Origin of the sequence: Micromonospora sp. NBC_01796 (assembly GCF_035917455.1) — a bacterium.
Lineage (GTDB): Bacteria > Actinomycetota > Actinomycetes > Mycobacteriales > Micromonosporaceae > Micromonospora_G.
This window is the reverse complement of record NZ_CP109078.1, coordinates 2,485,133-2,511,044: the sequence shown is the minus strand read 5'-3', so window position 1 is coordinate 2,511,044 and position 25,912 is coordinate 2,485,133. Positions and strand designations below refer to the sequence as shown.

Annotated in this window: 25 protein-coding genes and 1 tRNA gene; 11 read left to right on the top strand and 15 right to left on the bottom strand. The window is 70.6% G+C overall.

Annotation, left to right across the window (positions count from 1 at the left end; genetic code table 11):
- Positions 1 to 43 precede the first annotated feature (43 nt).
- On the bottom strand, positions 44 to 1,594 hold the full coding sequence (locus tag OIE47_RS11525) for an NlpC/P60 family protein (protein ID WP_442792144.1): 1,551 nt from the start codon (positions 1,592 to 1,594) through the stop codon (positions 44 to 46).
- 265 nt (positions 1,595 to 1,859) lie between these two features.
- Between OIE47_RS11525 and mqnE the strand changes: the two genes are divergently transcribed.
- From mqnE to OIE47_RS11510, 3 genes are all read left to right on the top strand, one after another.
- Complete coding sequence (gene mqnE / locus OIE47_RS11520; RefSeq protein WP_326561494.1) at positions 1,860 to 3,029, top strand: aminofutalosine synthase MqnE; 1,170 nt, start codon at positions 1,860 to 1,862, stop codon at positions 3,027 to 3,029.
- Positions 3,030 to 3,111: 82 nt separating this feature from the next.
- Complete coding sequence (locus OIE47_RS11515; RefSeq protein ID WP_326561493.1) at positions 3,112 to 3,534, top strand: hypothetical protein; 423 nt, start codon at positions 3,112 to 3,114, stop codon at positions 3,532 to 3,534.
- A gap of 14 nt (positions 3,535 to 3,548) precedes the next feature.
- Complete coding sequence (locus tag OIE47_RS11510; protein WP_326561492.1) at positions 3,549 to 3,857, top strand: DUF4229 domain-containing protein; 309 nt, start codon at positions 3,549 to 3,551, stop codon at positions 3,855 to 3,857.
- 2 nt (positions 3,858 to 3,859) lie between these two features.
- Here OIE47_RS11510 and OIE47_RS11505 read toward each other — a convergent pair whose 3' ends face one another.
- Positions 3,860 to 4,261, bottom strand: a complete 402-nt coding sequence (locus tag OIE47_RS11505) for a YbaB/EbfC family nucleoid-associated protein (protein ID WP_326561491.1) — start codon at positions 4,259 to 4,261, stop codon at positions 3,860 to 3,862.
- A 138-nt stretch (positions 4,262 to 4,399) separates the two neighbouring features.
- Here OIE47_RS11505 and OIE47_RS11500 point away from each other — a divergent pair, with 138 nt between their 5' ends.
- The 4 genes from OIE47_RS11500 to OIE47_RS11485 all read left to right on the top strand — a co-directional run bounded on the left by OIE47_RS11500 (position 4,400) and on the right by OIE47_RS11485 (position 8,188).
- Entirely contained in the window at positions 4,400 to 5,002 is a 603-nt protein-coding gene (locus tag OIE47_RS11500) for a hypothetical protein (RefSeq protein ID WP_326561490.1), read from the top strand.
- Complete coding sequence (locus tag OIE47_RS11495) at positions 4,999 to 5,310, top strand: hypothetical protein (RefSeq protein ID WP_326561489.1); 312 nt, start codon at positions 4,999 to 5,001, stop codon at positions 5,308 to 5,310. The genes OIE47_RS11500 and OIE47_RS11495 overlap by 4 nt, the downstream gene beginning before the upstream one ends.
- A complete protein-coding gene (locus OIE47_RS11490; RefSeq protein ID WP_326561488.1) occupies positions 5,307 to 6,098 on the top strand; it encodes a WXG100 family type VII secretion target in 792 nt (263 codons plus the stop codon). Before OIE47_RS11495 ends, OIE47_RS11490 begins: the two co-directional genes overlap by 4 nt.
- Positions 6,099 to 6,298: 200 nt before the next feature.
- Positions 6,299 to 8,188 carry a M14 family metallopeptidase gene (locus OIE47_RS11485; protein ID WP_326561487.1) on the top strand — a complete coding sequence of 630 codons (1,890 nt, stop codon included), beginning with the start codon at positions 6,299 to 6,301 and terminating at the stop codon, positions 8,186 to 8,188.
- 69 nt (positions 8,189 to 8,257) lie between these two features.
- Here the strand turns inward: OIE47_RS11485 and OIE47_RS11480 are convergent, their stop codons facing one another.
- The 9 genes from OIE47_RS11480 to OIE47_RS11440 form a co-directional block, all read right to left on the bottom strand.
- Positions 8,258 to 8,995 carry an ABC transporter permease gene (locus OIE47_RS11480; protein WP_326561486.1) on the bottom strand — a complete coding sequence of 246 codons (738 nt, stop codon included), beginning with the start codon at positions 8,993 to 8,995 and terminating at the stop codon, positions 8,258 to 8,260.
- A gap of 14 nt (positions 8,996 to 9,009) precedes the next feature.
- Complete coding sequence (locus OIE47_RS11475) at positions 9,010 to 9,924, bottom strand: ABC transporter ATP-binding protein (RefSeq protein ID WP_326561485.1); 915 nt, start codon at positions 9,922 to 9,924, stop codon at positions 9,010 to 9,012.
- A complete protein-coding gene (locus OIE47_RS11470) occupies positions 9,921 to 10,253 on the bottom strand; it encodes a transcriptional regulator (RefSeq protein WP_326561484.1) in 333 nt (110 codons plus the stop codon). The genes OIE47_RS11475 and OIE47_RS11470 overlap by 4 nt, the downstream gene beginning before the upstream one ends.
- A complete protein-coding gene (locus OIE47_RS11465; RefSeq protein WP_326561483.1) occupies positions 10,250 to 10,894 on the bottom strand; it encodes a transporter in 645 nt (214 codons plus the stop codon). Before OIE47_RS11465 ends, OIE47_RS11470 begins: the two co-directional genes overlap by 4 nt.
- Positions 10,895 to 10,970: 76 nt before the next feature.
- Complete coding sequence (locus OIE47_RS11460; protein ID WP_326561482.1) at positions 10,971 to 12,644, bottom strand: ankyrin repeat domain-containing protein; 1,674 nt, start codon at positions 12,642 to 12,644, stop codon at positions 10,971 to 10,973.
- A gap of 19 nt (positions 12,645 to 12,663) precedes the next feature.
- Positions 12,664 to 12,739, bottom strand: a tRNA-Gly gene (locus OIE47_RS11455).
- A 26-nt stretch (positions 12,740 to 12,765) separates the two neighbouring features.
- On the bottom strand, positions 12,766 to 13,989 hold the full coding sequence (locus OIE47_RS11450; protein WP_326561481.1) for a glycosyltransferase: 1,224 nt from the start codon (positions 13,987 to 13,989) through the stop codon (positions 12,766 to 12,768).
- Positions 13,986 to 14,876 carry an ATP-grasp domain-containing protein gene (locus OIE47_RS11445; RefSeq protein ID WP_326561480.1) on the bottom strand — a complete coding sequence of 297 codons (891 nt, stop codon included), beginning with the start codon at positions 14,874 to 14,876 and terminating at the stop codon, positions 13,986 to 13,988. The genes OIE47_RS11450 and OIE47_RS11445 overlap by 4 nt, the downstream gene beginning before the upstream one ends.
- Positions 14,876 to 15,802 carry a PIG-L deacetylase family protein gene (locus OIE47_RS11440; protein WP_326561479.1) on the bottom strand — a complete coding sequence of 309 codons (927 nt, stop codon included), beginning with the start codon at positions 15,800 to 15,802 and terminating at the stop codon, positions 14,876 to 14,878. The genes OIE47_RS11445 and OIE47_RS11440 overlap by 1 nt, the downstream gene beginning before the upstream one ends.
- Before the next feature lie 346 nt (positions 15,803 to 16,148).
- Here OIE47_RS11440 and OIE47_RS11435 point away from each other — a divergent pair, with 346 nt between their 5' ends.
- The gene (locus OIE47_RS11435) at positions 16,149 to 16,868 is read left to right on the top strand and encodes a hypothetical protein (RefSeq protein ID WP_326561478.1); all 720 of its coding nucleotides are present in this window, start codon (positions 16,149 to 16,151) and stop codon (positions 16,866 to 16,868) included.
- Positions 16,869 to 16,891: 23 nt separating this feature from the next.
- Here the strand turns inward: OIE47_RS11435 and OIE47_RS11430 are convergent, their stop codons facing one another.
- Together OIE47_RS11430 and OIE47_RS11425 are read right to left on the bottom strand one after the other, a co-directional pair.
- Positions 16,892 to 18,928 (bottom strand): HelD family protein, encoded by a 2,037-nt coding sequence (locus OIE47_RS11430; protein ID WP_326561477.1) that lies wholly within the window; start codon positions 18,926 to 18,928, stop codon positions 16,892 to 16,894.
- Positions 18,929 to 19,130: 202 nt separating this feature from the next.
- On the bottom strand, positions 19,131 to 20,870 hold the full coding sequence (locus tag OIE47_RS11425; RefSeq protein WP_326561476.1) for an ATP-binding protein: 1,740 nt from the start codon (positions 20,868 to 20,870) through the stop codon (positions 19,131 to 19,133).
- Positions 20,871 to 21,038: 168 nt separating this feature from the next.
- On the opposite strand from OIE47_RS11425, the gene OIE47_RS11420 reads away from it, so the two are divergent.
- From OIE47_RS11420 to OIE47_RS11410, 3 genes are read left to right on the top strand one after another with little or no spacing between them, the layout of a single operon-like run.
- Positions 21,039 to 21,623: a helix-turn-helix domain-containing protein gene (locus OIE47_RS11420; RefSeq protein WP_326561475.1), complete on the top strand. Its 585-nt coding sequence runs from the start codon at positions 21,039 to 21,041 to the stop codon at positions 21,621 to 21,623.
- A gap of 60 nt (positions 21,624 to 21,683) precedes the next feature.
- On the top strand, positions 21,684 to 22,994 hold the full coding sequence (locus tag OIE47_RS11415; RefSeq protein WP_326561474.1) for an MFS transporter: 1,311 nt from the start codon (positions 21,684 to 21,686) through the stop codon (positions 22,992 to 22,994).
- A gap of 34 nt (positions 22,995 to 23,028) precedes the next feature.
- Entirely contained in the window at positions 23,029 to 23,877 is an 849-nt protein-coding gene (locus OIE47_RS11410; RefSeq protein WP_442792075.1) for a menaquinone biosynthetic enzyme MqnA/MqnD family protein, read from the top strand.
- A 22-nt stretch (positions 23,878 to 23,899) separates the two neighbouring features.
- On the opposite strand, the gene OIE47_RS11405 is transcribed toward OIE47_RS11410, so the two are convergent.
- Together OIE47_RS11405 and OIE47_RS11400 are read right to left on the bottom strand one after the other, a co-directional pair.
- Entirely contained in the window at positions 23,900 to 24,850 is a 951-nt protein-coding gene (locus OIE47_RS11405) for a serine hydrolase (protein ID WP_326561473.1), read from the bottom strand.
- On the bottom strand, positions 24,850 to 25,827 hold the full coding sequence (locus tag OIE47_RS11400; protein WP_326561472.1) for a serine hydrolase: 978 nt from the start codon (positions 25,825 to 25,827) through the stop codon (positions 24,850 to 24,852). The genes OIE47_RS11405 and OIE47_RS11400 overlap by 1 nt, the downstream gene beginning before the upstream one ends.
- Between the last annotated feature and the right edge of the window lie 85 nt (positions 25,828 to 25,912).

The window sequence follows — 25,912 nt, the reverse complement described above, 5'->3', positions numbered from 1 at the left end:
CCGAGGCGGACCCGGCGTCACGTCCGATCGACGAAACCCCGTCCTAGGTGGTGCTCGGCGTGGCGCCCGCCGTCGCGGGGGGCGTGGTGCTAGCGGGCGGATTCGGCGCGGTCGTCGTCGCGCCCGCCGAGGTGGTCGAGGGAACGTCGCGGGTCGGCCGAGGACTGGTCGGCTTGGGGGTCTGGACGACCGGGGGCGGCGGGGTGGCGGGGTTGTCCGGCGGCGGGGTGGTCGGCGGCGGCGGGGTGGTTGCCGGCGGGGTGGTCGGTGGCGTGGTCGGCGGCGGGGTCGTTGCCGGCGGGGTGGTCGGCGGCGGAGTGGTTGCCGGCGGGGTGGTGGGGGGCGCCGTGGTGGGCGGTGGGGTGGTCGGCGGCCTCGTCGGGCCGGTGACCGGCGCGTCCACCGGGTCGAAGATCCGCGTCGCGGCGTAGAACCGCGACCACCAGACCGTGGACACCTTCACCACGTCGCCCGAGTTCGGGGCGTGCACCATCTTGCCGTCGCCGATGTACATGGCGACGTGGTGAACCGTGGTCCAACTGGTGCCCGAGGCGAAGAAGATCAGGTCTCCGGGGAGCAGGGAGTAGCGGTCGACCGACCGGGTGCGCGTGGTGTAGTACTGGTCCTTCGCCACCCGGGCCAGGGTGGTGCCGACGCTCCGGTACGCGGCGTACATCAGACCGGAACAGTCGAACTGGTTCGGACCCTCGGCCGCCCAGACGTACGGGTCGCCCCGCTGGGCGAGCGCGTACTGCACCGCCTTGAGCGCCTTCGGGTTGGCGACCTTGCCGGCGACGCTGTCGTTGCCCACCCCGGCCGGGCTGAGCTGCTGCTCAGCGGTCTCCCGGGCCTTCTCGATCACGACGAGCTGATCGGCGTTGTCCCGCTTCAGCTTCAGCAGATCGGCCTCGAACTGCTTGTACGCGGATTCCTTGGTGGTGAACAGGGCAGTCGCGTTGGTCGACGCCGTCGACGCGGCCAACTGTGCTTCCCGGGCAGTCTGCTCGGCGTTGCGGGCACGGGTCAGCTCGCGGGCGGGGGCGATGCTGTCCGCGCCGGACTGCTCGCCCTTCTGTAGCCGGCTGAGCGCGCTCAGATCGTGCAGGTCGGAGCCGAGTGCGCCCGGCGGGAGCCCGGCGGCGTCCTTGAACGCGTCGGCCGCCGCCGCGTCGGCGACCTCCTGCGCCTTGGTCAACTGCTGGTGCGCGGTCTGCCACTCGGTGTCCGCGGTGACCAGCAGGCCGGCGGCGGTGTCACGATCCGTGCGTAGCTGGAGTAACTCCTCACCCAGCAGGGCGAGCTGTGTCTCCTTGGCCTGGATCTGGGTGGCGAGCGGGCCGTTCAGCAGCGCCGGCAGCGGGGTCTGGGGCCCGGTCGAGCCGGACGGGGCGGTCGCGCCGGGCAGGAGCAACGTACCGACGACCGCGGGCCGGGCACCGGCGTCGGGCACGGTGGTCGGGGCCGGATCCGCGTAGACCGGGCTGGCGAAGGCGAACGCGACCGCCGCGCTCATCAGTGCCGACCAGGCCAGCGGCCGTAGCACGGAGTTGATCAGCGGTCGTCTGCGTCGTCTCGGTCGGCTGCCCGTTCTCATTGCCATTCCGCTCCCCATCCAGCATCAAGGGCCCCGGTCGGTGGTGCCCCGGTGCCCTCGTGTCCGGCGATGTGCCCGGCGTCCCACTTTTGTCTACCGCACCAGGCCGAGGAAGTCGATTGGCGTGGGGGTAACAAGAGCCTGAGAGTCTGATGACAGCCGGACGTCCGGTGAACTACGTCGCTGTGGGACCGGCCGTCCGGGTGGCGGTGCCGGGAGCCACGTACGCTCGGTGCTGGATCGTAGGGAAGGGACGGGCCCCGACATGGACGCCGGACGCAAGCGCGAGCTGGAAGAGAAGGTCTACGCCGGGGAGCGGCTCAGCCGCCAGGACGGTGAGGACCTCTACGACAGTGACGACCTGGCCTGGTTGGGCCGGCTGGCCCACCACCGCCGGACCGAGAGCAACGGCGACCGGGTGATGTTCAACGTCAACCGGCACCTGAACCTGACCAACGTCTGCAGCGCCTCGTGTGCGTACTGCTCGTTCCAGCGCAAGCCGGGCGAGAAGGACGCGTACACGATGCGGATCGAAGAGGCCGTACGCAAGGCCAAGGAGATGCAGGACGAGCAGCTCACCGAGCTGCACATCGTGAACGGGCTGCACCCGACCCTGCCGTGGCGCTACTACCCGAAGGTGCTCCGCGAGCTGAAGGCCGCGCTGCCGAACGTGAAGCTGAAGGCGTTCACCGCGACCGAGGTGCAGTGGTTCGAGAAGATCAGCGGACTGCCGGCGGACGAGATCCTGGACGAGCTGATCGACGCCGGGCTGGAGTCGCTCACCGGTGGCGGCGCGGAGATCTTCGACTGGGAGGTCCGCCAGCACATCGTGGACCACGCCTGCCACTGGGAGGACTGGTCGCGGATCCACCGGCTGGCCCACTCGAAGGGCCTGCGGACCCCGTCGACGATGCTCTACGGCCACATCGAGGAGCCGCGTCACCGGGTCGACCACGTCCTTCGGCTGCGCGAGTTGCAGGACGAGACCGGCGGCTTCACCGTCTTCATCCCGCTGCGCTACCAGCACGACTTCGTCGACTCGGCGGACGGCAAGATCCGTAACCGGATCCAGGCGCAGACCACGATGGCGTCCCCGGCCGAGTCGCTGAAGACCTTCGCCGTCTCCCGGCTGCTCTTCGACAACGTGCCGCACGTGAAGTGCTTCTGGGTGATGCACGGGCTGTCGGTGGCGCAGTTGTCCCTCAACTTCGGGGTCGACGACCTGGACGGCTCGGTGGTCGAATACAAGATCACCCACGATGCCGACTCGTACGGCACGCCGAACACGATGCACCGGGACGACCTGCTGCACCTGATCTGGGACGCCGGTTTCCAGCCGGTCGAGCGGGACACCCGTTACAACGTGGTCCGGGAGTACGAGCGCCCGCCGACCCTGGCGCAGCGCCGCGCGGAACCGCAGCAGGTCTGGGCCTGATCCGGCTGGGCCCGACCCGTCGCTGGGCGCCCTCCGCCCGGATCGGCGGCGAACCGCGCAGCTCACGTAGCCTTGACGGGTCATGAGCGAAGCACAGAGCAGTTTTCCCCGGCGGGACGCCAGCGGCAGGATCACCGGCCTGGCCGATCTCGGCGGCGTGGTCCTCGCCGGCCTGGTCATCGGTGTGCTGGCGCTGGTGCTGTTCGACTGGGCCTTCGAGTCGATGGGCCTGGCCGACTTCGGCAAGACCAACGGCTGGCTGGCGGTGATCCTCCCGGCCTGGCTCTTCGTCGACGAGTACCGGGCCTGGGGGCCGGGTCCGGCCAGGGCGGCGGCGGCCGTGGTGGGTGCCGGGCTCGGCCTGACCACCGGTCTGCTCGCCGCGGGGCTGGCCGCCGGAGCGCCGCCGATCGTGTCGGGCGCGGCGGCGGCCGGGGCGTTCGCGCTGGTATATACGCTGGTCTGGTATTTCGGCGTCCGGTGGTTGGACCGCCGGACGGGTTGATCGGAGATGGAATCGTGAGTCCCGCCGTGAAGTACACGCTGGGCCGGGTCGGGCTGTTCGTGGTGGTCATGGCCGCGCTGTTGCCGGTTCCCATGAGCATCTTCCTCAAGCTCATGCTGGCGGTGGTGTTCTCGGCGGCGGCGTCCTTCTTCCTGCTCAAGACCTGGCGTAACGAGATGGCCGAACAGGTGGCCGGGGCGGTCCAGCGGCGGCAGGAGGAGAAGGCACGGCTGCGGGCCGCGCTCTCCGGTGACGACCAGCCCGCCACCGCTCCGCCGGCTTCCTCGACCACCCCGCCGGCCGACCCCGACACCGCTCGCTGAGCTCAGCGGTCCAGGTCGCGTCGCCGGGCCACCCGGTCCAGGTCGTCCATCAGGCCGTCCAGCCGGCGCATTCCCTCGTCCAGCCTGCCCAGCGAATCCTCGCTCGGAGCAGCCGCCAGGACCGGGGCGATGATCTCGTTGGCCCGGCCGTTGTACTCCCGTTGGGCCTCGCCGATCGCGGCGGTGACCTCCGCCGCGACGTCCTCCGCCGACAGCCGCAGGGCGCCGGGGTCGATCCGCAGTTCCTGGATCGCGCCGCCCGGACCGGTACGGGCCCGGACGTAACCGCGCGGCGATTCGCCGGTGCCGTACTGGTCGGCGAGGTCGTCCTGCATCCGCTGGATCCGCGCCACCTGCTGGTGGGCGTACTCGGCGAGATCCTCCAGATTCCGGATGTCGGGCACGTCGAATCCTCTCGGCCGGTGTCGGCCGCCGGGAGGGGCACCTGGTACGAGCGAGCGCGACAACAGGGCGGCCCTCCCCACGGCGGGTCAGGGTGGACAGGATAGCGAGGCCGGTTGGGGCGGTGGCATTCTTGCCCGGTGGCCAAGGATGACACGCTCCACATTGAGCCGGCGCTGCGTCCACTCCTCGCGCCCGGGGAGCGGTTGCTGACCGCCGCGATGCTGATAAAGGACGTCGGTACGACCGAAGACGTCTCCATTTCCGACGAACTGAAGAACCTGCTCGACCCGACCATCCTGCTCGGCCTCGGTACGCATCCGGGGAACCTGTTGCAGCAGGCCGCGTTCGGTCGGGCGGTGATCGGGCCGGCGGACAGCCCCGCCGGGCGGCTGCACGCCGCGGTCGAGGCGACCTTCGCACCCACCCTGGCGGTCACCGACGACCGGTTGCTCGTCGCCAACCTGGGGTCGGTCGACCGGGTGGGTGGAAGTTGGACCGACCGGTGGTTCGGTCCGGTGGAGTACGTGGCGACGTTGACCCACGAATCGCCGAGGGACGCTATCGTCGGGGCGATCATGGCGCCGGCGGGTGTGCTCCGCCGAGGACGGTTCCTGGTTGTCTTCACCGACGGATCGGTCTGTGCCCTGATCGGCGGGCCGCCGAAGGCGGGTCGGCGGGCGGCGGAAGCCATCGGCCCGCCCCGGCCGGCGGCGGGTACTCCTGGGGAGGAGCAGGCATGACACAACCGGTGAAGGTCTATCTCGACGCGATGACCAGGTACGCGGACGCGATGCAGGACCTCGGTACGGCCTTCGGCAACACCCGCGCCCTGCTGGTGGACGCCGACGTGACCGAGGACAGCTTCGGGATGCTGCCGGAGTCCCGAGAGGTCGCGACGGTCTACGAGCAGCGCACCACGGACGGGCTGGAGGTGCTGCGTACCGGGGAGGACGTGTTCGGGGAGTTGGCGGTGGCGTTCCGGCAGATGCGGGACAACTACCAGGGCACCGACCAGGCCGCCGGGGACCGGTTCGGGGGAGGGAAGTGACCCGGGCGCCGAGCGGTGCGGAAAGGATCGAGGACTATCTCGGACCGGCCGGTGCGGCGTACTCGGTGATCAAGCCGATCGTCGAGTTCCTGACCCACCCTATGGACGCGGTGACCGGCGACCCGGACCTGCTGAACGCCCAGGCGAAGGCGTGGCGGGACGCGGCGACCCGGATGGACCAGTTCGTGCTGGACGAGGTGGGTGCCCGGACCGACCTGCTCTCCTACTGGGAGGGGGAGGCGGCCGAGTCGTTCAACGCGCAGATGAGCCAGATCAACCAGTCGTTGGCCGAGATCGGCGACCACTTCGTGGCCACAGCCGAGTTGCTGGAGGGGTCGGCCGAGGGGGCCCGACAGGCGCAGGAACTGGTCGAGCAGATCGTCAAGGAACTGATCGCCTGGGCCATCATCACCATCATCGTGGCGCTCGCCTCGGCCTGGATCACCGCCGGTGCGTCGATGTTGGCGGGTGCAGCGGCAACCGGGGTACAGGCCGCGCTGGCCGGCACCCGGGCGGCGGCGGTCGGTCTGAAACTGGCCAATCTGCTCCGCAAGGTCGCCATCTTCCTGAAGAAGATGAGCGACTTCGCGCGGGCGTACAAGCTGACGAGCATCCACAAGGTCGGGGTGCAGAACTGGGTCGGTGCTCGCTACTCCACCCAGGCCGGTTACCAGTTGCTCGCCACCAACTGGGTGATCAAACAGACGATCGTCAAGCCGATCCTCGGCCCGACGGTCGACAAGGTCACGGGCGCGGACCAGGCCTGGGACCTGCCACAGGTGCTCTGACCGACGCCGGCCCGAGCAGGGTGGGAGGCCGGCTGCTGAAACCGAGCGCCAACGAAAGCCGACCGCCCCGGCGGTTTTCGCCGGTATGACGATGATGTTGAGATGGAACAGAGAGAGTGATCGTTATTGATATGACCATGTAAGGGGTGGTGCAGTGTGCGGTACAGAGCGGGAATCTCCGCACCCCCAGGAGGTTTTGCATGCCCTTCCGTACCCTCGTACCCCGGCGGTCGTCCCGACGCCGGACCATCGCCCTCGCGACGACCGTCGCGATCGGCCTGTTCGCCGTCGTGACCAGCCCGGTCTCCGCCGATCCGAAGCCGGGCGCGATCAGTGCCGACACCAGCGCCGAGTACCGGGTGCTCGGTCCGCGCACGCTGGAGGACCGCAACGCCGTCGTCAAGACCGGCGCGGCGATCAACTACAGCGAGCACGGCATCCTGAACGTCACCGCGACCGCAGCCGAGGTGAAGGCGATCACCGCGCTCGGCTTCACCCTGGAGGCCGTACCGGCGCCGCCCGCACGCGGCGCCACCGACGGTGTCGGGATCAATGCCTTCCCGCCCGCCGACTCGAACTACCACGACTACGCCGAGCTGACCGCGGTCATCAACCAGGTGGTCTCGGACCACCCGACGATCGCCCGCAAGTCCAGCATCGGCAGCTCGTACGAGGGTCGGGACCTGCCCGTCATCAAGATCTCGGACAACGTCGGTACGGACGAGGCCGAACCGGAGATCCTGTTCAACTCCCAGCAGCACGCCCGTGAGCACCTGACCGTCGAGATGGCGATCTACCTGCTCAACCTCTTCACCGACAGCTACGGTTCCGACTCCCGGATCACGAACATCGTGAACACCCGGGAGATCTGGATCGTGCCGACGGTCAACCCCGACGGCAGCGAGTACGACATCGCCACCGGTTCGTACCGGTCATGGCGGAAGAACCGGCAGCCGAACAGCGGCTCGTCGAATGTCGGCACCGACCTGAACCGCAACTGGGGCTACAACTGGGGCTGCTGCGGCGGTTCCTCCGGCACGACGTCGTCGGAGACCTACCGTGGCCCGTCCGCCTTCTCCGCCCCGGAGACCCAGGCGCTGCGCAACTTCGTCAACAGCCGGGTGGTCGGCGGCACCCAGCAGATCAAGGCGAACATCGACTTCCACACGTACTCGCAGTTGGTGCTCTGGCCGTACGGCTACACCACGGCGAACACGGCGGCCGGGTTGAACGCCGACCAGGAGGCGACGTTCCGCACGCTGGGCCAGCAGATGGCGGCCACCAACGGGTACACCCCGGAGCAGTCCTCCGACCTCTACATCACCGACGGCGACAGCCTCGACTGGATGTGGGCGACGCACCAGATCTGGGCGTACACCTTCGAGATGTACCCCGGATCGTCCGGCGGCGGCGGGTTCTACCCGCCCGACGAGGTCATCCCGGCCCAGACCTCACGCAACCGGGAAGCGGTGTTGATCCTCAGTGAGGCCGCCGACTGCCCGTATCGGGTGATCGGCAAGCAGGCGCAGTACTGCGGCGGCGGTGGCGGCGGGACCACGGTCTGGTCGGACACCTTCGAGACCGCGACCGGTTGGACCATCAACCCCTCCGGTACGGACACCGCCACCTCCGGTGCCTGGGAGCGCGGTACGTCGCAGGCGACCACCTCCAGCGGTGCCAAGCAGCTCGCCCCGGCGGGCGGCAGCAACGACCTGTCCACCGGCCGGCTCGCCGGCACCGCCGCGGGTGACTACGACATCGACGGCGGGCTCACCAGTGCCCGTTCGCCGGCCGTGACGCTGCCCTCCAGCGGCACGCTGTCGCTGTCGTTGTCGTACTACCTCGCGCACGGCTCGAACTCGTCCTCGGCGGACTTCTTCCGGGTCAGCGTGGTGCACAACGGCGGCACCACCGCACTGCTGACCCAGGCCGGGGCGGCGAGCAACCGCAACGGCGCGTGGACGTCGGCCAACCTCAACCTGTCCTCGTACGCGGGACAGTCGGTCCGGATCCTGGTGGAGGCGACCGACGCCTCCGGCGCGAGCCTGGTCGAGGCGGGCGTGGACAACGTGACGATCACCAGCTCCTGATCGTCCACCAACGACACCGCCCCGTCGACCGGTCTTCCGGTCGGCGGGGCGGTGCGTGTCGGGGCTGGTTCAGCTGAACCGGCGCCCCTCGTCCCGGCGGTACGCCCACCCGGCCGCCGAGGCCAGCACCACCACCCAGACACCGAGCATGATCAGCGCGGTCGGCTCGGGGGTGAAGTCACCTACCGCCGCCCACATCAGCTCGACCGCGCCACGGGTCGGCAGGAAGGGCGCGATCGTCTCGATGAAACCGGGTGCGTTGCCCGGTGAGGAGAGCAGGCCACCGCCGAAGGCGAGCGGGAAGAAGACGACCTGCGCCACCACGATCGCCGCCTTGCTCGGCAGCGCGTACCCGATGGTCAGTCCGAGCAGGGTGAACGGCACCGCGGCCACGACCACCGCGCCGAGCGCGAGCAGGAACCCGCCCCCCGTGATCGTCGCCGGGGTCGCCACCGCCGCGATCACCACCACCGGGATCAGCGAGACGAAGGTCAGCGCGAGACCGGCCAGGATCCGGCCGGCGAAGCGCGGCGCCGGCCCGGCCGGCAGGGTCCGGGTGTACGGATCCCAGGGCTGCGCCCGGTCCTCGGACACCCCGATCCCGTACTGGAAGATGTTGCTGCTCATCACCGCGAAGGTGACCATCGAGGCGGTGGCGAAGGTGGCGCCGGCCGGGTCGTCCCCGGTGAACGGCACCACGAAGAAGAGCATCGAGACGGCCGGGAAGAAGGCGCTGCCGATCACCGCGATCGGGATCCGGATCGTCTCCAGGAGTTGGTACCTGGCGTGTACGAGCGCGAGCTGCATGACTGTTCCCCCGGTCAGGCGGTGATCGGTTGGGTGGTGGACGCACCGGTCCCGACCGGTCGGTCGGTGCCGGCGGTGATAGTCAGGAACGCCTCCTCCAGCGAGGTGGGTCGGATCTCCAGTCCGGAGAAGCCGACCCCGCTGGCCACCAGGTCCCGGACGAGCTGGTCCGCGTCGGCGGTGAGCAGGTGCGTACGCCCGTCGGTGTGTTCGGTGCCGAGCACACCGGGCAGCGCCGGCAGGTCATCGGCGACCAGGCTGACCCGGCGTACCCCGACGATGTCCCGGATCGCGGTGACGGTGTCGTCGGCGAGCACCCGGCCCTGGCCGAGCACCACCACCCGGTGCGCCAGCGCCTCGATCTCCTCCAGGTAGTGGCTGCTCAGCAGGACCGTCCCGCCGTCGGCGTGGAAAGACCGGATGGCGGCCCAGAGGCTGTGCCGGGCCTCCACGTCCAGGCCGGTGGTCGGCTCGTCCAGGACGACCAGTTGGGGGCGACCGACGAAGGCCAGCGCCACCGCCAGCCGCCGCTTCTGCCCGCCGGAGAGCCCGCCGGTCTGTCGCCGGGCCAGGTCGGTGATGCCGAACCGGTCGAGCAGTTCGCCGCGCGGGACCGGGTCGGTGTAGTGGGCGGAGACGAAGTCGACCACCTCGCCGACCCGCAGGGTGGGCGGCAGCCCGGTTTCCTGCGGAGTGACGCCGAGACGTTGTCGCCTGCCCGGGTCGCGGGGATCGCCGCCGAACAGCTCGACCCGGCCGGAGGTGACCCGGCGTACGCCGACCAGCATGTTCAACAGCGTGCTCTTGCCGGCCCCGTTCGGCCCGAGCAGGCCGACGAGTTCACCGGTACGGACTTCGAAGCTGACCTGGTCGAGGGCGGTGACGGTGCCGTACCGGCGGGTGGCCTGGTCGGCGCGGGCGAGAATCATGACGACTCCTGGGCGGGGGTGGCTGCCTCGGGCGGGTCGAGCAGGGCGCGTAGCGCGGCGGTGTACTCCTCGAAGGCCAGTCGGCCCCGCCGGCTCAGCCGGACCAGGGTGGCCGGCGTACGCCCGTGATGGGTTTTCGTGATCTCGACGTACTGGGCGTCTTCGAGTTTGCGGAGGTGCACGGAGAGATTTCCGGCGGTCATCCGCAGGATCTCCTGCAGTCGGGGAAAGGTGATCCGGTCGCCCTCGGCCAGGGTGGCCAAGGTGGACACCACTCGGAGTCGGGCCTGGGCGTGGATCACCGGGTCGAGTTCCGGTGGTGTGGTCATGTCCTGTCCCGGCGGCCGAGCCAGGCGATCGTGCCCCCGATCAGCATGCCCCCGCCTCCGGCGACCGCGACGATCAGCGCGTGCCAGCCGGGTCCGGCGTACACGCCGACGATGTTGATGACGCTGAGCCAGATGCCGAGGCGGAACAGGTTGCGGTCGAGCCAGATCGCCCCGCCGGCCACGTGCAGGACCCCGGTCAGGCCGACCGCGGCGGCGGCCCAGAGCAGCCGGGCCAGGTCGTCGGGCTGCTGGTCGGTGACCCGGCCGAGGATGATTCCGTAACTGACGAAACCGAGCAGCCAGGCGACGCCGTACCACTGGCCGCGTCGGGCCGAGTCGCCGGTGATCTGCCCGTACGACCGGGCGCCGGTGATCGCGGAGAGGGTTCCGGCGGCGCCGAGCAGGACGAAGAGTGCGGTCAGCGGCAGCCACTCGGGCAGGTTGACGAAGATCCGGTCGTCCGGGCCGAACCGGAGGAAGAACAGGCCGAACCCGACCAGCCAGGCGACGCCCCACGGCCAGTAGATCAGCCGGGGATCCGGGTTGAGCTGCCGAGCCGCCTCGGCCTGCTGCTGCCGGATCAGTCGCAGGGTCTCGGCCGGGTTCGCCGGAGGCTGTTCGTCGTCATCGTCCAGGGGCACGCAAACTAGTTTACATTGCAAAGCTGCTGGTCCGGATCACCCCGTCGCCCACCCGACAGTGCGCAACTCCCGGACGTCAGGCCGAACCGTCGCTCCCGCCGTCGTCGAGCAGGTCGGCCAGGTCGCCGCGCCCACGGCTCCGGAGCAACGCGCCGATCGAGCCACCCGTCCGGTCCCCGACGTACCGGGCGCCGCCGCCGAGCAGCGCCTTCACCAGCGCCGCCGAGCCGCCGCCGTCGATCGCCGCGAACAACGGCGTACGACCGTCCTGGTCCCGCGCCTCCAGGTCCAGCCCCGCAGACAGGAGCCGGGGCAGCAGAACCGTGTGGTCGACAAGGTGGAGCAGGTGGAGCAGGCTCCTGCGCCGGCCGTCCCGTACCCGAGGGTCGACACCGGCGTCGAGCAGCCGGGACACCCCGTGGACATCGCCGTGCCGGACCAGCTCCAGCAACTCGTCCCGCTGGGAGCGCAGGCCCCTCGGCAACCGCCCGACACCGTCCCGCCAGGTACGCCGTACCGCCACGCAGCCGGTGCCACCGTCGCGCGCAGGATCCTCCTCGTCGTGCGGGATCCGCAGCTCACCGTCGGCGAAACACACCTCGTGCCACTCCCCACCGCACCGCACTCTCACCGGGGTGGGCAGCGATGCGTCCGGCGGGCCGACCGGACCACCGGACGGCGCCAGGTCCGGGAAGAGCGCGGTACGCACCAGCGGGTGCAACCGGTCCGCGTCGATCATGCCCCGGCGCAGCAGGTCCAGGTCGGGCAGCCGGCGCCAGCTCGCCTCCGGCAGGACCGGAGCCTCGATGTCCCGAACGTCGTACAGCACCCGGATCCGCAGCCGGTCGCCGCGTTCCACAAACAGATCGCCCGGCCAGCCGTGCCGGACCTGGAAGCGCTGCGCACCCGTCGTCCGGGCGAGCCGGTCGGCCTCGGGCCGGAGCCGGGTCAGCGCCACCGGAAGCCGGGCCAGCCGGCCGAGCGGATCCCGGGCGTACCGGTAGCCGGGCCTGCCCGGTTCACCCGGCTCCAGGTCGATGCCGGCGGCGGCAAGGGCCTCGACCACCCGGCCACGTTCGTGTAGGGCGGTGACGTACTCGGTGAACGCCGCTGGACCCTCGCCCGGTCCACTGTCGAGGATCGCCGTCTCGTCTACGGGAGTGCCGTCGGACCGGAAGAACGGGACCCGTACGTCCCCGCCGACCCGCTCGCGCAACTCGTCGGTGTGGCCGGCGTGCCACAGGTGGCGGGCACCGGTCCAGTCCTGGATCAGGTGTGCGACGGTCGGGCCGTACCGGCCGATCCGTGCGGTCCGGTCGACCGGACCGACCGTCAGGGTCAACCGCTGGGAACCGTGCGGCGAGTCCGGCAACCGCAGATGCAGGTACGGCAGCTTCCGGCTCCGCCCCGGCTCCGGCGGGTACGCGGCCAGCAGGACAACCTGGTGCGGGGCGATGGTGCTGCCCCCGTACAGGACCCGGGGCAGGTGCCAGCGGACCAGGTCCGGCACGAGTTGGGGCAGATCCTCCTCGATCGCCGCCGCCACCGTGCTGCCGTACGACACGGTGAGCGCCGGCAGGTCGAGTTCGACGTCCACGTTCGCCGCCGCACATGCCGCCCGCCAATCGCCGTCGAGGCGGCACCGGGTGGCTTCCTCGATCATCGAGCGCGGGACCGCGTAGCGGCGTATCCGTCGCCAACTGGCCGCGTGGTCGGCGGGGAATGACCGATCGGCGTCCTCGGGCGGCATCGCGCTCCTCGTTCCGGGGTGGCGAGGTGGGTCGGATTCGAACCGACGTCCCCCTTCTTGGCTAGAAGGTGCGACGACCTCTGCGCTACCGCCTCGCCACCGCAGCACCGTACCCGAATGATCAACCCGCCACGGACCGGCTCCGTACGCCGGTCCGGTCGAGCTTGTTCCAGCGCATCGGCGCCCCTCGGGCCTCCAACCACAGCGCCCGTACGGTCACCACGCTGCTGAACACCGAGAAGATCGCGGCGGCCGGCAGGATGTAGAGCAGTCGCAGGTCCCGCCAGGCCCGGTCGAGGGCGATCGCCACCAGGGTGTGCGCCGCCGCCGCGCCGAGCCCGATCCACAACACCAGTGCCGGTACGGTCGGCGCGCTCGGCAGCTGCCCGGTGGCGGCCAGCAGCAGCACCAACCCGAGCGTCAGCAACTGGACCGGTGGCACGGCGAGCATGGTGACCAGGTTGTAGACCAGGTACCAGCCGAGCCGGCCGTGTCGCCTACTGCCGACCAGGTCGCGGTGGCGTCGGGCGGTCTGCACCAGTCCACGGGTCCACCGGATCCGCTGCCGCCACAGTCCGGAGACCGTCGACGGCACCTCGGCGTAGACCATCGCCCGGGGCTGGAAGTTGATCCGGTAACCGGCGGCGCGTACCCGCCAGGTCAGTTCCAGGTCCTCGCCGAGCGTCCCGGTCTCGAAACCACCGACCTCCTGCACCACCCGGCGGCGGAACGCGCCACAGTTGCCGGAGACGATGGTCAGGCAGCCGACCTGCGCCAGCGCCCGCCGGACCAGGGCGGTGGCGTGGGTGAGCAGGGCCAGCAGCCGGGTCTGGTGCCGGTCGAGGTTCACCGGCTCGTCGTTGCCGCAGACCCCGCCGACCGTGGCGCTGTCGAAGCCGAGCAGCAGTTGGCTGATCGTGTCCGCGGTGAACACCCCGTCGGCGTCGACGAAACAGCAGATCTCGCCCCGGGCCAGCCGGATACCGGTGTTGAGGGCGGCGGCCTTGCCGCCGTTGCGCTGGGTCAACACCATCACGTCCGGGTGGTACGCGAACTGGCGCATCACCGCGAGCGTACGGTCGGTCGAGCCGTCGTCCACCAGAATGATCTCCTTGCGCGGGTACCGGGTGGCGATGATCGACTCGACGCAACTGGCCAGTACCCGTTCCTCGTTGTACGCCGGCACGATCACCGACACCAGCGGGAGCACGCTCTCGAAGACCGGCTGGTGGCGACGACGCACCTCGGCGAGCACGGCCACCGGGTAGTAGGCCAGCTCCAGCACCCCGATCAGCAGCAACGGCACGGTGAGCAGCACGATCACGCCGGAGACCAGGTCGATCACGTGGTGGCCCCGGCCCGGAACCCGACCCCGTACCCGGCCAGCAGGGCGTCGAGCAACTCCGGCGCCTGCCCGCTGTGCGCACCGAACCGGGCGTTGACCTCCAGGACCACCGGGGTCCCGTCCCGCCGGCGCCGGATGTCGAGGTCGGCCGGACCGGTCACCCCGATCGCCCGTACCGCCGCTCGGGCCAGGTCGGCCACATCGGACGGGTTGTCCCGGACCACCCGTACCGCGTTGCCGACCCGTCCCTGGGCGAGCGTGGTCTTGCGGAGCACCACAATCGCCTCCACCCGGCCGAGCCGGTCGGCGAAGACGTCGACGGCGTACTCCGTACCGGGAATGAACTCCTGCAACAGGTCCCCCGGATCCGGCGGCGGCGTCCCGGTGCGGTCGTGCACGCGGACGCCGCGCCCACCCCGCCCCCGGCGCGGCTTGCTCAGGTACGGCCAACCGAGGTACCCGCGCAGCGCCTGTGGGCTGAGCACCCCCGGCAGCACCGAACGGGGTACGGCCACCCCGGCCGCCGCCAGCACCTGGACGGTCCTCCACTTGTCGTCGGCGATCGCCACTGCCGACGGTGGGCTCAGCAGCACCGCCGGTCGGGTCGACCGGGCCGCGAGCGGAGCCAGCACCGGCAGTTCCTCGGTCACCGTGGGCACGATCAGGTCGACGCCGTGGTGGTGCGCGACAGTCAGCAGCTCCGGCAGGAACGATCCGTCGGTAGCGGCGGGCACCCGCTCGATTCCGTCCGGTCCGGGGCCACCGGGCGCTCGCCCGTCGGCCGGGGCCATGTCGACGCCGATCGCCGGCACCGCACGCATCGCGAGCGCGTGCAGCAGCGCCCGGCCGGCGGGTCCGGCCGCGCCGGTCACCAGCAGGCGGGGCATCAGTGCTCCTCGACCAGCGGCACGGACATCCGTACCGGCTCGAAGGCCTCGGCCACCGGCACCCGGGCCTGGCCGCCCCGGAACGCCGCCAGGCCGCGTACCTGCCGTTCACCGACGTACGGCTTGGCCCGCTGGTCGTGATGGGTGGCTACCGCGCAGACCTTGGCGTCGAGCTGGTCGGAGATGTCGACGAAAACGCTCGGCCGGAACTCCGCGGTGACCGACGGGCTCTCGTAACAGAGCACGGCCGGGTGCTGGCGGGCCGCCCGGAGCGTGGCCAGGTGCACCGCCCGATGGTCCTGGTGCTGGTCGTTCCCGGAGTGGGTGAAAACCAGATCCGGCCGGTGGCGGCGGATCGTCCGCTCGATCGCCTCCGCCATCTCGTTCTCGTGCCGGGCGAGTCGGGTGTCGGGGAGGTCGAGCACCTCGATCCCGCTGGCACCGAGGAACCGCCCGGCCGACTCGGCCTCGCCGGCCCGTACGTCACCGTCGCCCCCGCGCCCGCCGTGGCTCATCACCAGGACGTGCACCTCGTGCCCGGAGTCGACCAGCCGCAGCAGGGTGCCGCCGCAGGCGAGTTCGAGGTCGTCCGGATGGGCGCCGATGGCAAGCACCCGCCGGGGCAGCCGCGTCGGCGCCGGGGCGATCCGGAGCACGCCGCAGAGCCCGGCGAGACCACAGAGGACAACCAGGCTGGCCAACTGGACGCCGGTGGCGGTCCCGCCCGCCGGCCGGTCGGGCCCGGACTCACTCGCCAGACCGTACGCGGCGTTGGCGGGCACCAGGACCAGCGCGGCGCCGACCGCGAGCACCTGGATCAGTCGGGGTCGGCGGAAGCGGCGGCGCAACGGCCGGTCGGCACCGGTCGCTGCGGTCGCCGCCGCCAGCAGTGCGACCAGGAGTGGAGCGGACAGGGAGACGGTCACGGCAACCTCGCTCGGTACGGGCCGCGACGGCGCAACTGGTACGGCGCGGCTGCCTCTTGTCGGTCCCCCGCAGCCTCCCGCCCCCCGATGAGCCCCGTCTGAACCCCCGATGAGAACCCCCTCACCTCCCTCCCTCCCTCAAGATCCGCCCTCTTGTAGAGAAAAAGGGGCTTGCCGGGGCGGAATACGGCCTCTTTCTCTACAAGAGCTGCCTCCGATCCCGCCGCAGGCGGGAGCGGGAGCGGGAGCGGCGGGTTGTGGTGGGGGAGCACACTTGTCGGAGCGAGTCAGATCGGAGGCGGTCGATGCGTTCGGGGTTTCTTGTCCGGTTGTCGGGTGACGTGTCATGAGGTGGTTCGCGGCCGGGTGCCCGGTCACCTCCGACGAGCAACAGTGGATCGAGGACTCGCTCGACTGGCTGGTCGGCGAGTTCGGCAACGAGGTCCTGCGCCGCCCGGTCGTGCTCCCCACCCCGGAGTTCTTCCCCGACACCTACACCGGGACCGAGGCCGACGTACACCGGGTGGTCGGGTTGCTCTGCCGCCGGCTCGGTGTCGACCCCGCCCGGCTGGAGGTCGAGTTCTTCGACGACGGCGTCGACGCCGACCTGCTGGCCAGCCTGCCGTCGTTCGCCGGTTCGTGGGCCGGCGCGGCAGGCCACTACCAGCCCCGTGGCGACCGGGCCATCATCTCGATCAACAGCGCCGAGGCGGCCAACCCGATGTCGTTGGTCGCGACCGTCGCCCACGAGCTGGGTCACGTACTCCTCCTCGGTGAGCAGCGGATCGCCCCGGAGCGGCGGGACTCGGAACCCCTCACCGACCTGCTCACCGTCTTCTTCGGCTACGGCGTGTTCAGTGCCAACGCCGCGTTCGACTTCACGGCCCACGGCGGCGGCTGGCGAGCACGGCGTACCGGGTACCTGACCGAGCCGATGTTCGGGTACGCGCTCGCCGCGTACGCCTGGCTGCGGGGCGAAGCCGACCCGGACTGGGGCCGGCACCTGGACACCAACCCGCGGGCGTACCTCAGGAAGGGGCTGCGCTACCTGCGGCATCGCGGCTGACCCGGGCCTGCCGTGCGCGCACCCTACAGCGGGGCGGGCAACGGTTCGTGGTGCAGCACCGCCAGGCGGGACACGGCGCGGGTCAGCACCACGTAGAGCCGGTGCAGCCCCCGTGGCTCGGCGGCCACGATCTCGGCCGGCTCGACGACGATGACGTGGTCGTACTCCAGGCCCTTGACCAGGCTGGCCGGGACGACGGTGACCCGCTCCGGTGCCTCGACGTCGTCGGCGGTCGAGGTGGCGATGCCGGCGCCGGTGAGGGCGGCGGTCAGCCGTTCGATCGCGGCGTCCGCGGCGATCACCGCCACCGAGCCCTCGTAGACCAGCGCCGCCCGTACCTCGGTCACCGTCGCGGCGTCCAGGTCGGTGACCGTACGCAGGTCGAGCGAGCCGTCGCGGCGCAGTGACTCGGCCGGGGGTACGTCGACCGCGAGCGCCGGCAGGAGCTGGTTGGCGAACGCGACCACCGCGGCGGGTACCCGGAACCCGATGGTCAGCGGCACCACGGCCGCGTCCGGCTTGCCGAGGTGGGCCAGGGACTCCCGCCAGTCGGTGGCCGCCCACGGCGCGGTGCCCTGGGCGAGGTCGCCGAGCAGGGTGATCGACCCGTGCACACTGCGCCGGGCGATGGCCCGGCACTGCATCGGGGAGAGATCCTGGGCCTCGTCGACCACCACGTGCCCGAAGCTCGTCACCCGTTCGATCAGCCCGGCCGCCTCGTCGATCAGGACCGTGTCGGCGGTGCTCCACTTCGCCGCCCTGGCCGTCCTTGGGGGCTTCGCCCAGAGCAGCAGCGCCTGCTCGGCGTCGGTGAGCAGGTCCTCGGCGGCGGTGGCGAGCGCCACGGGGTCGCTGAGCAGGTGGTACACCAGCCCGTCCGGGGTGAGCGCCGGCCAGGCCGCGTCGAGGAACTCGGTGACCGGCTGGATCTTGCCCATCCGACGCAGCCAGGCGTCGGTCGGCGACTCGCCCCGCGCCTCGGACTGGAGTTGCAGCAGGCCGACGACCCGGGCCCGGACCCGTTCCCGGCCGGTGCCGTACGGGAGTCCCTCGCGGCGGACCTCGTCGACGATCCGGCGCAGCACCTCGCGCCCGATCCGCCAGCGGAACGAGCCGTCGGAGACGGTGATCGGCTGCTCCGGCTCGCGGATGTGGGCCTCCACCGCGCGGCGCAACACCTCGGCCATCCGTACGTCGTGTTTGATCTCGGCGGTGGCCGGGGCGTCGGTGCCGCGTACCGGAATGGTCCTGGGCCGGTCGGCGCTCTCCGGCCGGACGGAGGACGCGGTGACCAGGTCCTCGACCGTGGCCTGCGCGACCTCGACCTCACCCAGGGCCGGGAGTACGGCGGCGATGTACGACAGGAACGCCCGGTTCGGCCCGACGATCAGTACGCCGGAGCGGCGCAGCCGTTCCCGGTGCAGATAGAGCAGGTACGCGGCCCGGTGCAGCCCGACCGCGGTCTTGCCGGTGCCGGGCGCCCCCTGCACGCAGATCGACGTCTCCAGATCGGCCCGGACCAGCTCGTCCTGCTCGGGCTGGATGGTGGCGACGATGTCGCGCATCGGGCCGACGCGGGGCCGTTCGATCTCGGAGGTGAGGATCCGGGAGGCGGTACCGAGTTCCTCGCCCCGGTCCAGGTGCTCGTCCTCGAAGCTGGTCAGCAGACCCGAACTGAACCCGAACCGGCGGCGGACGTTGACGCCCTGCGGGTCGCGCACGCTGGCCCGGTAGAACGACCGGGAGACCGGGGCCCGCCAGTCGAGCACCATGGGCTCGCCGAGGTCGTCGGTGACGTGCCGGCGGCCGATGTGGTAGTCGACCTCGGGAAAGGTGAGCCGGCCGAAGAAGAGCGGGGTGGTCGGGTCGTCGGCGAGTTCGGCGACCCGCCGGGAGAGGGTGCGGCCGAGCATCTCGGCGGTGTACGAGTCACCGGCGACGTTCTCGCCGGTGCTGAAGAGGGCCTCGGCGCGGCGGCGCATCCGGTGCAGCGCGGCACGGGAGGCGTCCAGATGGGCGCGTTCGCCGGTGAGGTCGGTGTCCAGGTCGGGTGCGGGCATGCTGACTTCCTCGAAATCGTCTGCTGCTCGCTCGCGTATCCGGGTTCGGATGGCCGTCACCCAGCGCGAAGACGTCCGCTGCGGTGCATGTTCACCTCGGCCGTCAGCCCAACCACGGTACGCACCCTCGCCGGGTACTTCCACCGAAATACGTTGACGACGGATCCGCGCGGTCGGTGGGCGGCCGTCGTCGCCCGATCCGTCATCCTGCCGAGGAGGTGCGCCGGTACCTGCGCATGGGAGATCGAGCGGGTGCCGTGGGTGTGATCTGCCCTGTCGCCTCCAGAGTCTTGAGGGCGCGCAGCACTTTCATGTAGCTGAGCCCGGTGCGTTCCTCGAGATCCCGACGGCTCAACTCGGACCCGTCGGCGAGAGCCCGCGAGACCAGATCTTCCGCGCTGCTCCCGGTGGCAGGTTCCGCAAGCAAAGCCGGTGGCGGTGTGGCGGTCTCCGGGGCGAGCAGGTAACGGGCGTGGCGGCGTTCGCCGACACGTACCACAATGCCACGGTTCACCAGATCTGACAGTTCACTGGTGGCGCGGTGGGCTTCGAGGCCAAGATTTCGCATCGTGCCATTTGTGACCGTACGGCCGGCGCGCATTTCGGCGAGCGCCAGGTGCTGTGTAGAGCTGAGTCCTACCTGTCCCAACCCCGTCAACCAGGCCATCGTCTCGTCGTCGAGCAGAGCGTGCCTCGGCATGATCACCTTGAAGCGCGTTATCCGACTGTGGAACTCGGGCAGAGGTGAGCCGGCACGTCGCAGCTCACGCAACATGGTCGGAATGCCACTTGCCCGATTCTCGCACACCATTCGTCCGGTCTCGGGCAGTCGCACGTCCTGGAGTAGTTTCGCCAGAACGGGATTGCGCGTCGATGTCACGCCCTCGCCGCCAAGGTCGTCCTCCGTTATCGCGCCGAACAGTCCACCCGGATTGGCGACCACCAGACGGTCGACGTACAGCGTGATTTGTACGGGGGTTCCTCGCGAGTACGGTGAATAGTCGCGGTGCAGGAGCGCATTTGCGACAGCCTCGCGAACCACCTCTGCGGGATAGTCGTAGACGTCTGCCCGACCCCTGCCGTCGACGAAGGAGCGTACCGACGTGTTCCGGAGGATCGCGCTGACGGTCTCGTCCACGATCGCCGGGATCGGGCCGTCGAACGAGCGGTTGTCCAGGAAGCGGGGACCATTCGTAGGAATGTCCTGGGCCGAAACCCCGGGATAGGCGACGAATGTAACGTTCAGCTGAGGAAAGAACTGTTGCGGATAGGCGCCCAGTGACAGCAGGCCGCCCAGCGTGGGGCGGGTGACACCCTCCGTGTCGTCTGCGATGACGTTGAGTCGCCGCAGTATCTGCTCCTCGGACAGTCCGGCGAATGCTCTGGGCTGCCGCTGGCGGACCCGGGCGACCAATAACTGGCTTTCCAACGGATCGAGATCTGCCATTGTCGCATCGGACACCGGTCGGCGGTCGTCATCGGGCTGGCCCCGATTGGTGTGTAGCAGATGGATCTCGAAGTCGGTGAGTCGCCTGTCGCCGTCGCCGCCACGCGTGAAGGACCCGTTGTACTCGCCTCGGGCGGCCACGTAACACGGTTTGAAACGGGGATCCAGCTCGCCGACTTCGGCGACTACGACCAGCGTGTCTTCGAATTCGACGATCTCGATTTCCGCGCGTACAGGTGGGTGCAGATCGTCGTTGCAGGCGGCCGCGAGCGCATCGCGGATGCGTGAGGCGTTGAAACCGGGTGCGGGGCGGAAGGCGTGCTCCTCTTCCAGACCGAGGATGAGGGTGCCACCGCGACCGTTGCTGAAGGCGCTCAAGGTGTCCCGTACCGACTTCGGTAGGCCGCCGCTGCCCGCCTTCACCTCAACATCCTCGAGGTCGGTGCCGGCCTGGCGTAGCAGTGCCACCAGGCGCTTCAGCTCTGATCCGCCCACCGGTCCTCCTTGCTAAAGTCTTGCGCAAAAGACTTTAGCGGCTTGTGCGGTGAATCCGGTGGCACCCACGACCCGGCGGGTCGTACCGGTGGCCCGGTCCGTGCCTGGGGCAACTGCTCGCTGCGGGCGGATTAGCGCTGGCCACGGCGGGGGCGGGATCATGGCGGGATGAGCGAGCAGACTTCCGGGCGGCGGTGGGCCACGGTCAGCGACCCGAAGGTGATGCGGGCGCTGGCCCATCCGGCCCGGTTGTCGATCATGGAGCATCTCGGATCTACCGGAGAGTCGGTCACCGCGACCGAGGTTGCCGAGGTGGCCGGTTTGTCCCCGAGCGCGACCAGTTACCACCTGCGGGAGCTGGCCAAGACCGGCCTGGTCGAGCAGGCGCCGAGTCGAGGGGACGCGCGGGAGCGGCGCTGGCGGGCGGTGCAGGCGTCATTCGCGGTCGACGCCGGGCAGGATGCCCCGCCGGAGGCACGGGAGGCCGCGCAGTCGCTGGTCGACGTCTACCTGGACCGGGACGTCGAGCGGGCGCGCGACTGGATGCGCAGGGCGCACGACGAGCCGAAGGAGTGGTACGACGCCGCCGTACTCAACGGGACGACGCTGCTGCTCGACGCGGAGGAGTTGAGCCGGCTGAACGCGGCCGTGATGGACCTGCTGGAGCCGTACAAGCGGCGGAACCGGCAGGCGGACCCACCGGCGGATGCCCGGGTGGTACGCGTCAACTACTGGACGCTGCCGGTGGAGTGACCCGAGGTCGGCCCGGTCCGGGCCTTGCGCCGAACAGATGTGAAGGATTATTTTCGAAGTATGTCTTTCACGTCTGCCACGGTGCGTCCTCCCGTCGTACGCACCACCGTCTGGCGGGACGTGTACATCGCCGCCACCGCGAAGGGCGTCACGATCTGCGGTGACTTCCTCGCCGCCACCACCCTGGTCCTCACCCTCCAGTCGGCCGGGGCCGGTGGGGTCGCCGTCGCCGCACTCCTGCTCGCCTCGACCCTCCCGCTGGTCCTGCTCGCCCCGGTCGCCGGCCGGCTCGCCGACCGGGTGGACAGCCGTACGCTGCTCATCACCGCAGGGGCCGGTCAGGCCGCCGTCTGTGTCGCGCTCGCCCTGGTCAGCGAGCCGATGGTGGTCATCGGGCTGGTCTTCCTGCTCTCCTGCGGGCTGGCGGTCAGCCAACCCGTCCTCTCCGCGCTCATCCCCGCCATGGTCGGGCGCGAGGACCTGCCCCGGGCCGGCGCGATCAGCCAGACCGCCGGCACCGTCGGCGCTCTCGTCGGCCCGGCCCTCGCCGGCCTCCTGGTCGGGCAGTTCGGCACCACCGTCCCGCTGCTGATCGACGCGGCCAGCTACGGCGCCCTGGTGGCGGCGGGACTGCTGCTGCGTACCCGTCGGGGTGGTCGGGCCGCGACCCCGACGGACCCGGCCGCATCCCCGGCGGTCGGCGGGGCGGCGACCTGGTCGCTCTGGCGGGACCCGCTGCTGCGGGCGATGGTCGTCTCGGTCGCCGCCGTGATCGGCGTGGTCGGCGCGATCAACGTGGTCGCGGTCTTCTTCGTACGCGAGACCCTCGCCGCCTCGGAAACCATGTACGGCGTGGTCGAGGCGGCCTGGATGGTGGGGCTCCTGGCCGGCGCCTGGCTCTGTGCCCGGCTGGCCCGACGCACCCGCGACGATGCCGCGCTTGTCGTCGGGATCCTGGTCCTGCTCGGCGCGACCTGCCTGATCCTGCCGGTCGCCGCCGTGGTCGGTACGGTCATCTGGCTGATCCCGCTCTGGGTGATCGGCGGCGCCTTCAACGGCGGGGAGAACGTCTTCGCCGGAGTGGTGATGGGCAACCGGGTCCCCGAGGCGGTGCTCGGGCGCGCCTTCGCCACCCTGGGCGGCGTCATCCAGGGAGCCAGCATGGCCGGTTACCTCGCCGGTGGTCTGCTCGCCGACCGGGTGCCGATCCGGCCGCTGGTCGCCGGCCTCGGGCTGGTCGGGCTGGCGGTGGTGCTGGGGCTGGCCGTACCGGTGGCCCGGATCACCCGTCGGGAGCGGAAGCGGGTCGCCGTCGCGGCTCCGGCCGACGGAACCGGTGCGGGGTTGGCCACTTCTTCGGTGACTGGTTGAGCGGGTGTCCGAAGCGCCGGATACGGTGGAAATCATGGGTGATCTTCAGAGGCCACGGGTCGGGCACATCCAGTTCCTCAACTGTCTGCCGATCTACTGGGGGCTGATGCGGTCCGGCGCCCTGCTCGACGTCGACCTGCACAAGGACTCGCCGGAGCGACTCAGCGCCGCCCTGGTCGCCGGTGACCTCGACATCGGCCCGATCACGCTGGTCGAATACCTGCGGCACGCCGACGAGCTGCTGCTCCTGCCGGACCTCGCGGTCGGCAGCGACGGACCGGTGCTCTCGGTGAACGTGGTCTCCACCCGACCGCTCGCCGATCTCGACGGGGCGAGGGTGGCCCTCGGCTCGACCTCGCGTACGGGCGTCCTGCTCGCCCAGATGCTGCTCGCCGACCGGTACGGCGTACGCCCCGACTACTTCACCTGCCCGCCGGACCTGACCCAGATGCTGCTCGAAGCCGATGCCGGGGTTTTGATCGGCGACGTCGCGCTCCGCGCGCTGTACGAGGCACCGGGGCGGGGGCTGGAGGTCACCGACCTCGGGCAGGCGTGGCGGGACTGGACCGGCCTGCCGATGGTGTTCGCCGTCTGGGCGGTACGGCGCGACTTCGCCGCCGCCCATCCTGGACTGGTCAAGGACGTACACCAGGCGTTCCTGCGTTCCCGCGACCTCTGCCTGTCCGAACTGGACGAGGTGGCCGAGGCGGCGGCCCGGTGGGAGTCGTTCGACGCGGCGACCCTGGCGTCGTACTTCCGGGTGCTCGACTTCTCCCTCGGCGAACGCCAGGTCGGCGGCCTGCGGGAGTTCGCCCGGCGGGCGGCCGGGATCGGCGCCACCCCGCTCCTGCCGCCGGACGGCCCGGCCTTCTTCGCCGGCTGAGCCGGTCTTACCCGGCTCGGGCTCAGTCGACGCGGAGCTGTTCCGCGACCTGCTGGCAGATCTTGGCCCCGTACGTGTAGCCGAGGTTGATCGGGTACTTGGTCATCACGCCCATGGTCCAGCCGTCCCCGATGGCCAGGCAGCTCACGTGGTACTCCTGCTCGGCCTGCCGGTCGACCCAACCGTTCTTGATCGCGATCGTCTTCTGCACGGCGGCCGGGAACGCCTTGCGGATGCCGAAGTCGCCGACCCCGCGTACCGCCCGCATCTCGTCCAGGAGCCACTTGGTCCAGGTCGGTCCGGCGGCCCGCCCGTCGCCGATGCAGGCCGCGAGCCGGGTGATGTCACGCGGTGAGAGCTGGGTACGGCTCCACCCGCCGTCCTTGGACACGCTGCTGTCGGTGAGCTTGCAGGTGCTGATCAGGCGCTGGATCGAGGCGGCCCGGCCGACGGTGTTGTAGAGCGACTCGGCGGCGTTGTTGTCGCTGTCCCGGATCATCACCCGGACCCGCTGCAACTGTGCGTCGGTCGGCTCCTTGTCGGCCTCGGCGGACCGGCGTAGGAAGTCCGCCCCGATCCACGACTTGATCAGCGAGGCGGTGGTGCTGGTCTCGGTCATGTTCTCCGAGCCGGAGATCTCACCGGTCCGGGTGTCCTGCATCGACCAGGCCCACCAGCCCTTGGCGTCGATCTTCACGTCGGCCGGGGCGATCGGCAGCGGCGGCAGTTCCGGGGTCGGCGTCGGGTCGGGTGCCGACCGGTTCGACCGGCTGGCCGGCTGGTCATCGGCCTGTTCCCCGGTGGCCGCGGACCGGTTGGGCTCGCCCCAGTGGGCCGCCGCGTTGGCCGCCAGCGGTGACCCCGGCAGCAGCCTGAGTGCGGCCAGGACCAGGACCAGGAGTACGCCGGTGATGATCGCGATCCGCAGCGGGGTGATCTCCGTACTCCGGCTGGCCCGTCGACTGCCCGCCATCAGGACGCCCCACCCGCGCGCGTGGTCTGTCCCACCGGTACGGGCACCTTGAGTGCCGCCCCCGGCTGTGCGGTGACCAGCTGGGTCGCCACGCTGGAGCAGACGTCGGCGCCGTAGTCGAGCCCCTGCTTCTGCGGGTACCGCAGGAGTACGGCGAGCACCCACTTGTCCGCGACCGCCAGGCAGTTCACGTGCCACAGACCGTCCGCGAAGATCATCGTCCAGCCGTTCTTGATCGCGACCGGACCCTGGTCGGTGATCTCCTGGGGCAGGCCGTCGATGATCCCCCAACGCCCGCCGCCCCTGGTGAGCTGCTGGTCCTTGGCGGCGGTGCTGCCCTGGACCTTGGTCATCTCGTCCAGGACCCAGGTGGTCCACTTCGGCCCGGCGGCGGTGCCGTTCTTGATGCACTCGCCCATCCGGACCGCGTCCTCGGCGGAGATCTTGGTGTAGCTCCACCAGACGGTCTTGTAGCCGGGCGGGATCACCGGCTGGGTGTCCGTCAGCCCGCACATGTCGATCAGGCGGTCGATCACCGGCTTGCCGCCACCGGCCTGGAACAGCGCCTCGGCGGCGGTGTCATCGCTGTTGATGATCGCGCTGCTGGCCTGCTTCAGCTTCGCCGCCGGCGCCGGCTTGTCGCCGAGCCGGCGCAGGTAGTCCGAGACCAGCCAGACCTTGATCATCGACTCGGTCGTGTTGGTCGCGGTCAGGTTCGGGGCACCGGAGATCTTCCCGGTGTCCCGGTCGAGCAGCGCCCAGGAGAAGAAGCCCTTGTCGACCTTCACCGAGACCGGCCCGGCGGCGAGGGTCGGCGGTGGCGGTGCGGCCAGCTTGGCCGCAGCCACGGACCCGGTCGCGGATTCGGTCGCGGTCGTGCTGGTGTCGTCGAACCGGGCGTACGCGGCCGGCACCAGCAGGACGCCGCCGGCAACGATGGCCACGAGGGCGAGCACCATGATCACGCGAGGGCGCATGGGTGGAAGAGCTCCAAGAAAGTCGGGGCCCGGGGGGACCGGGGCGTGCTGCGCTTGGGATGTCGATCTTCGCTCTAGGATTGTT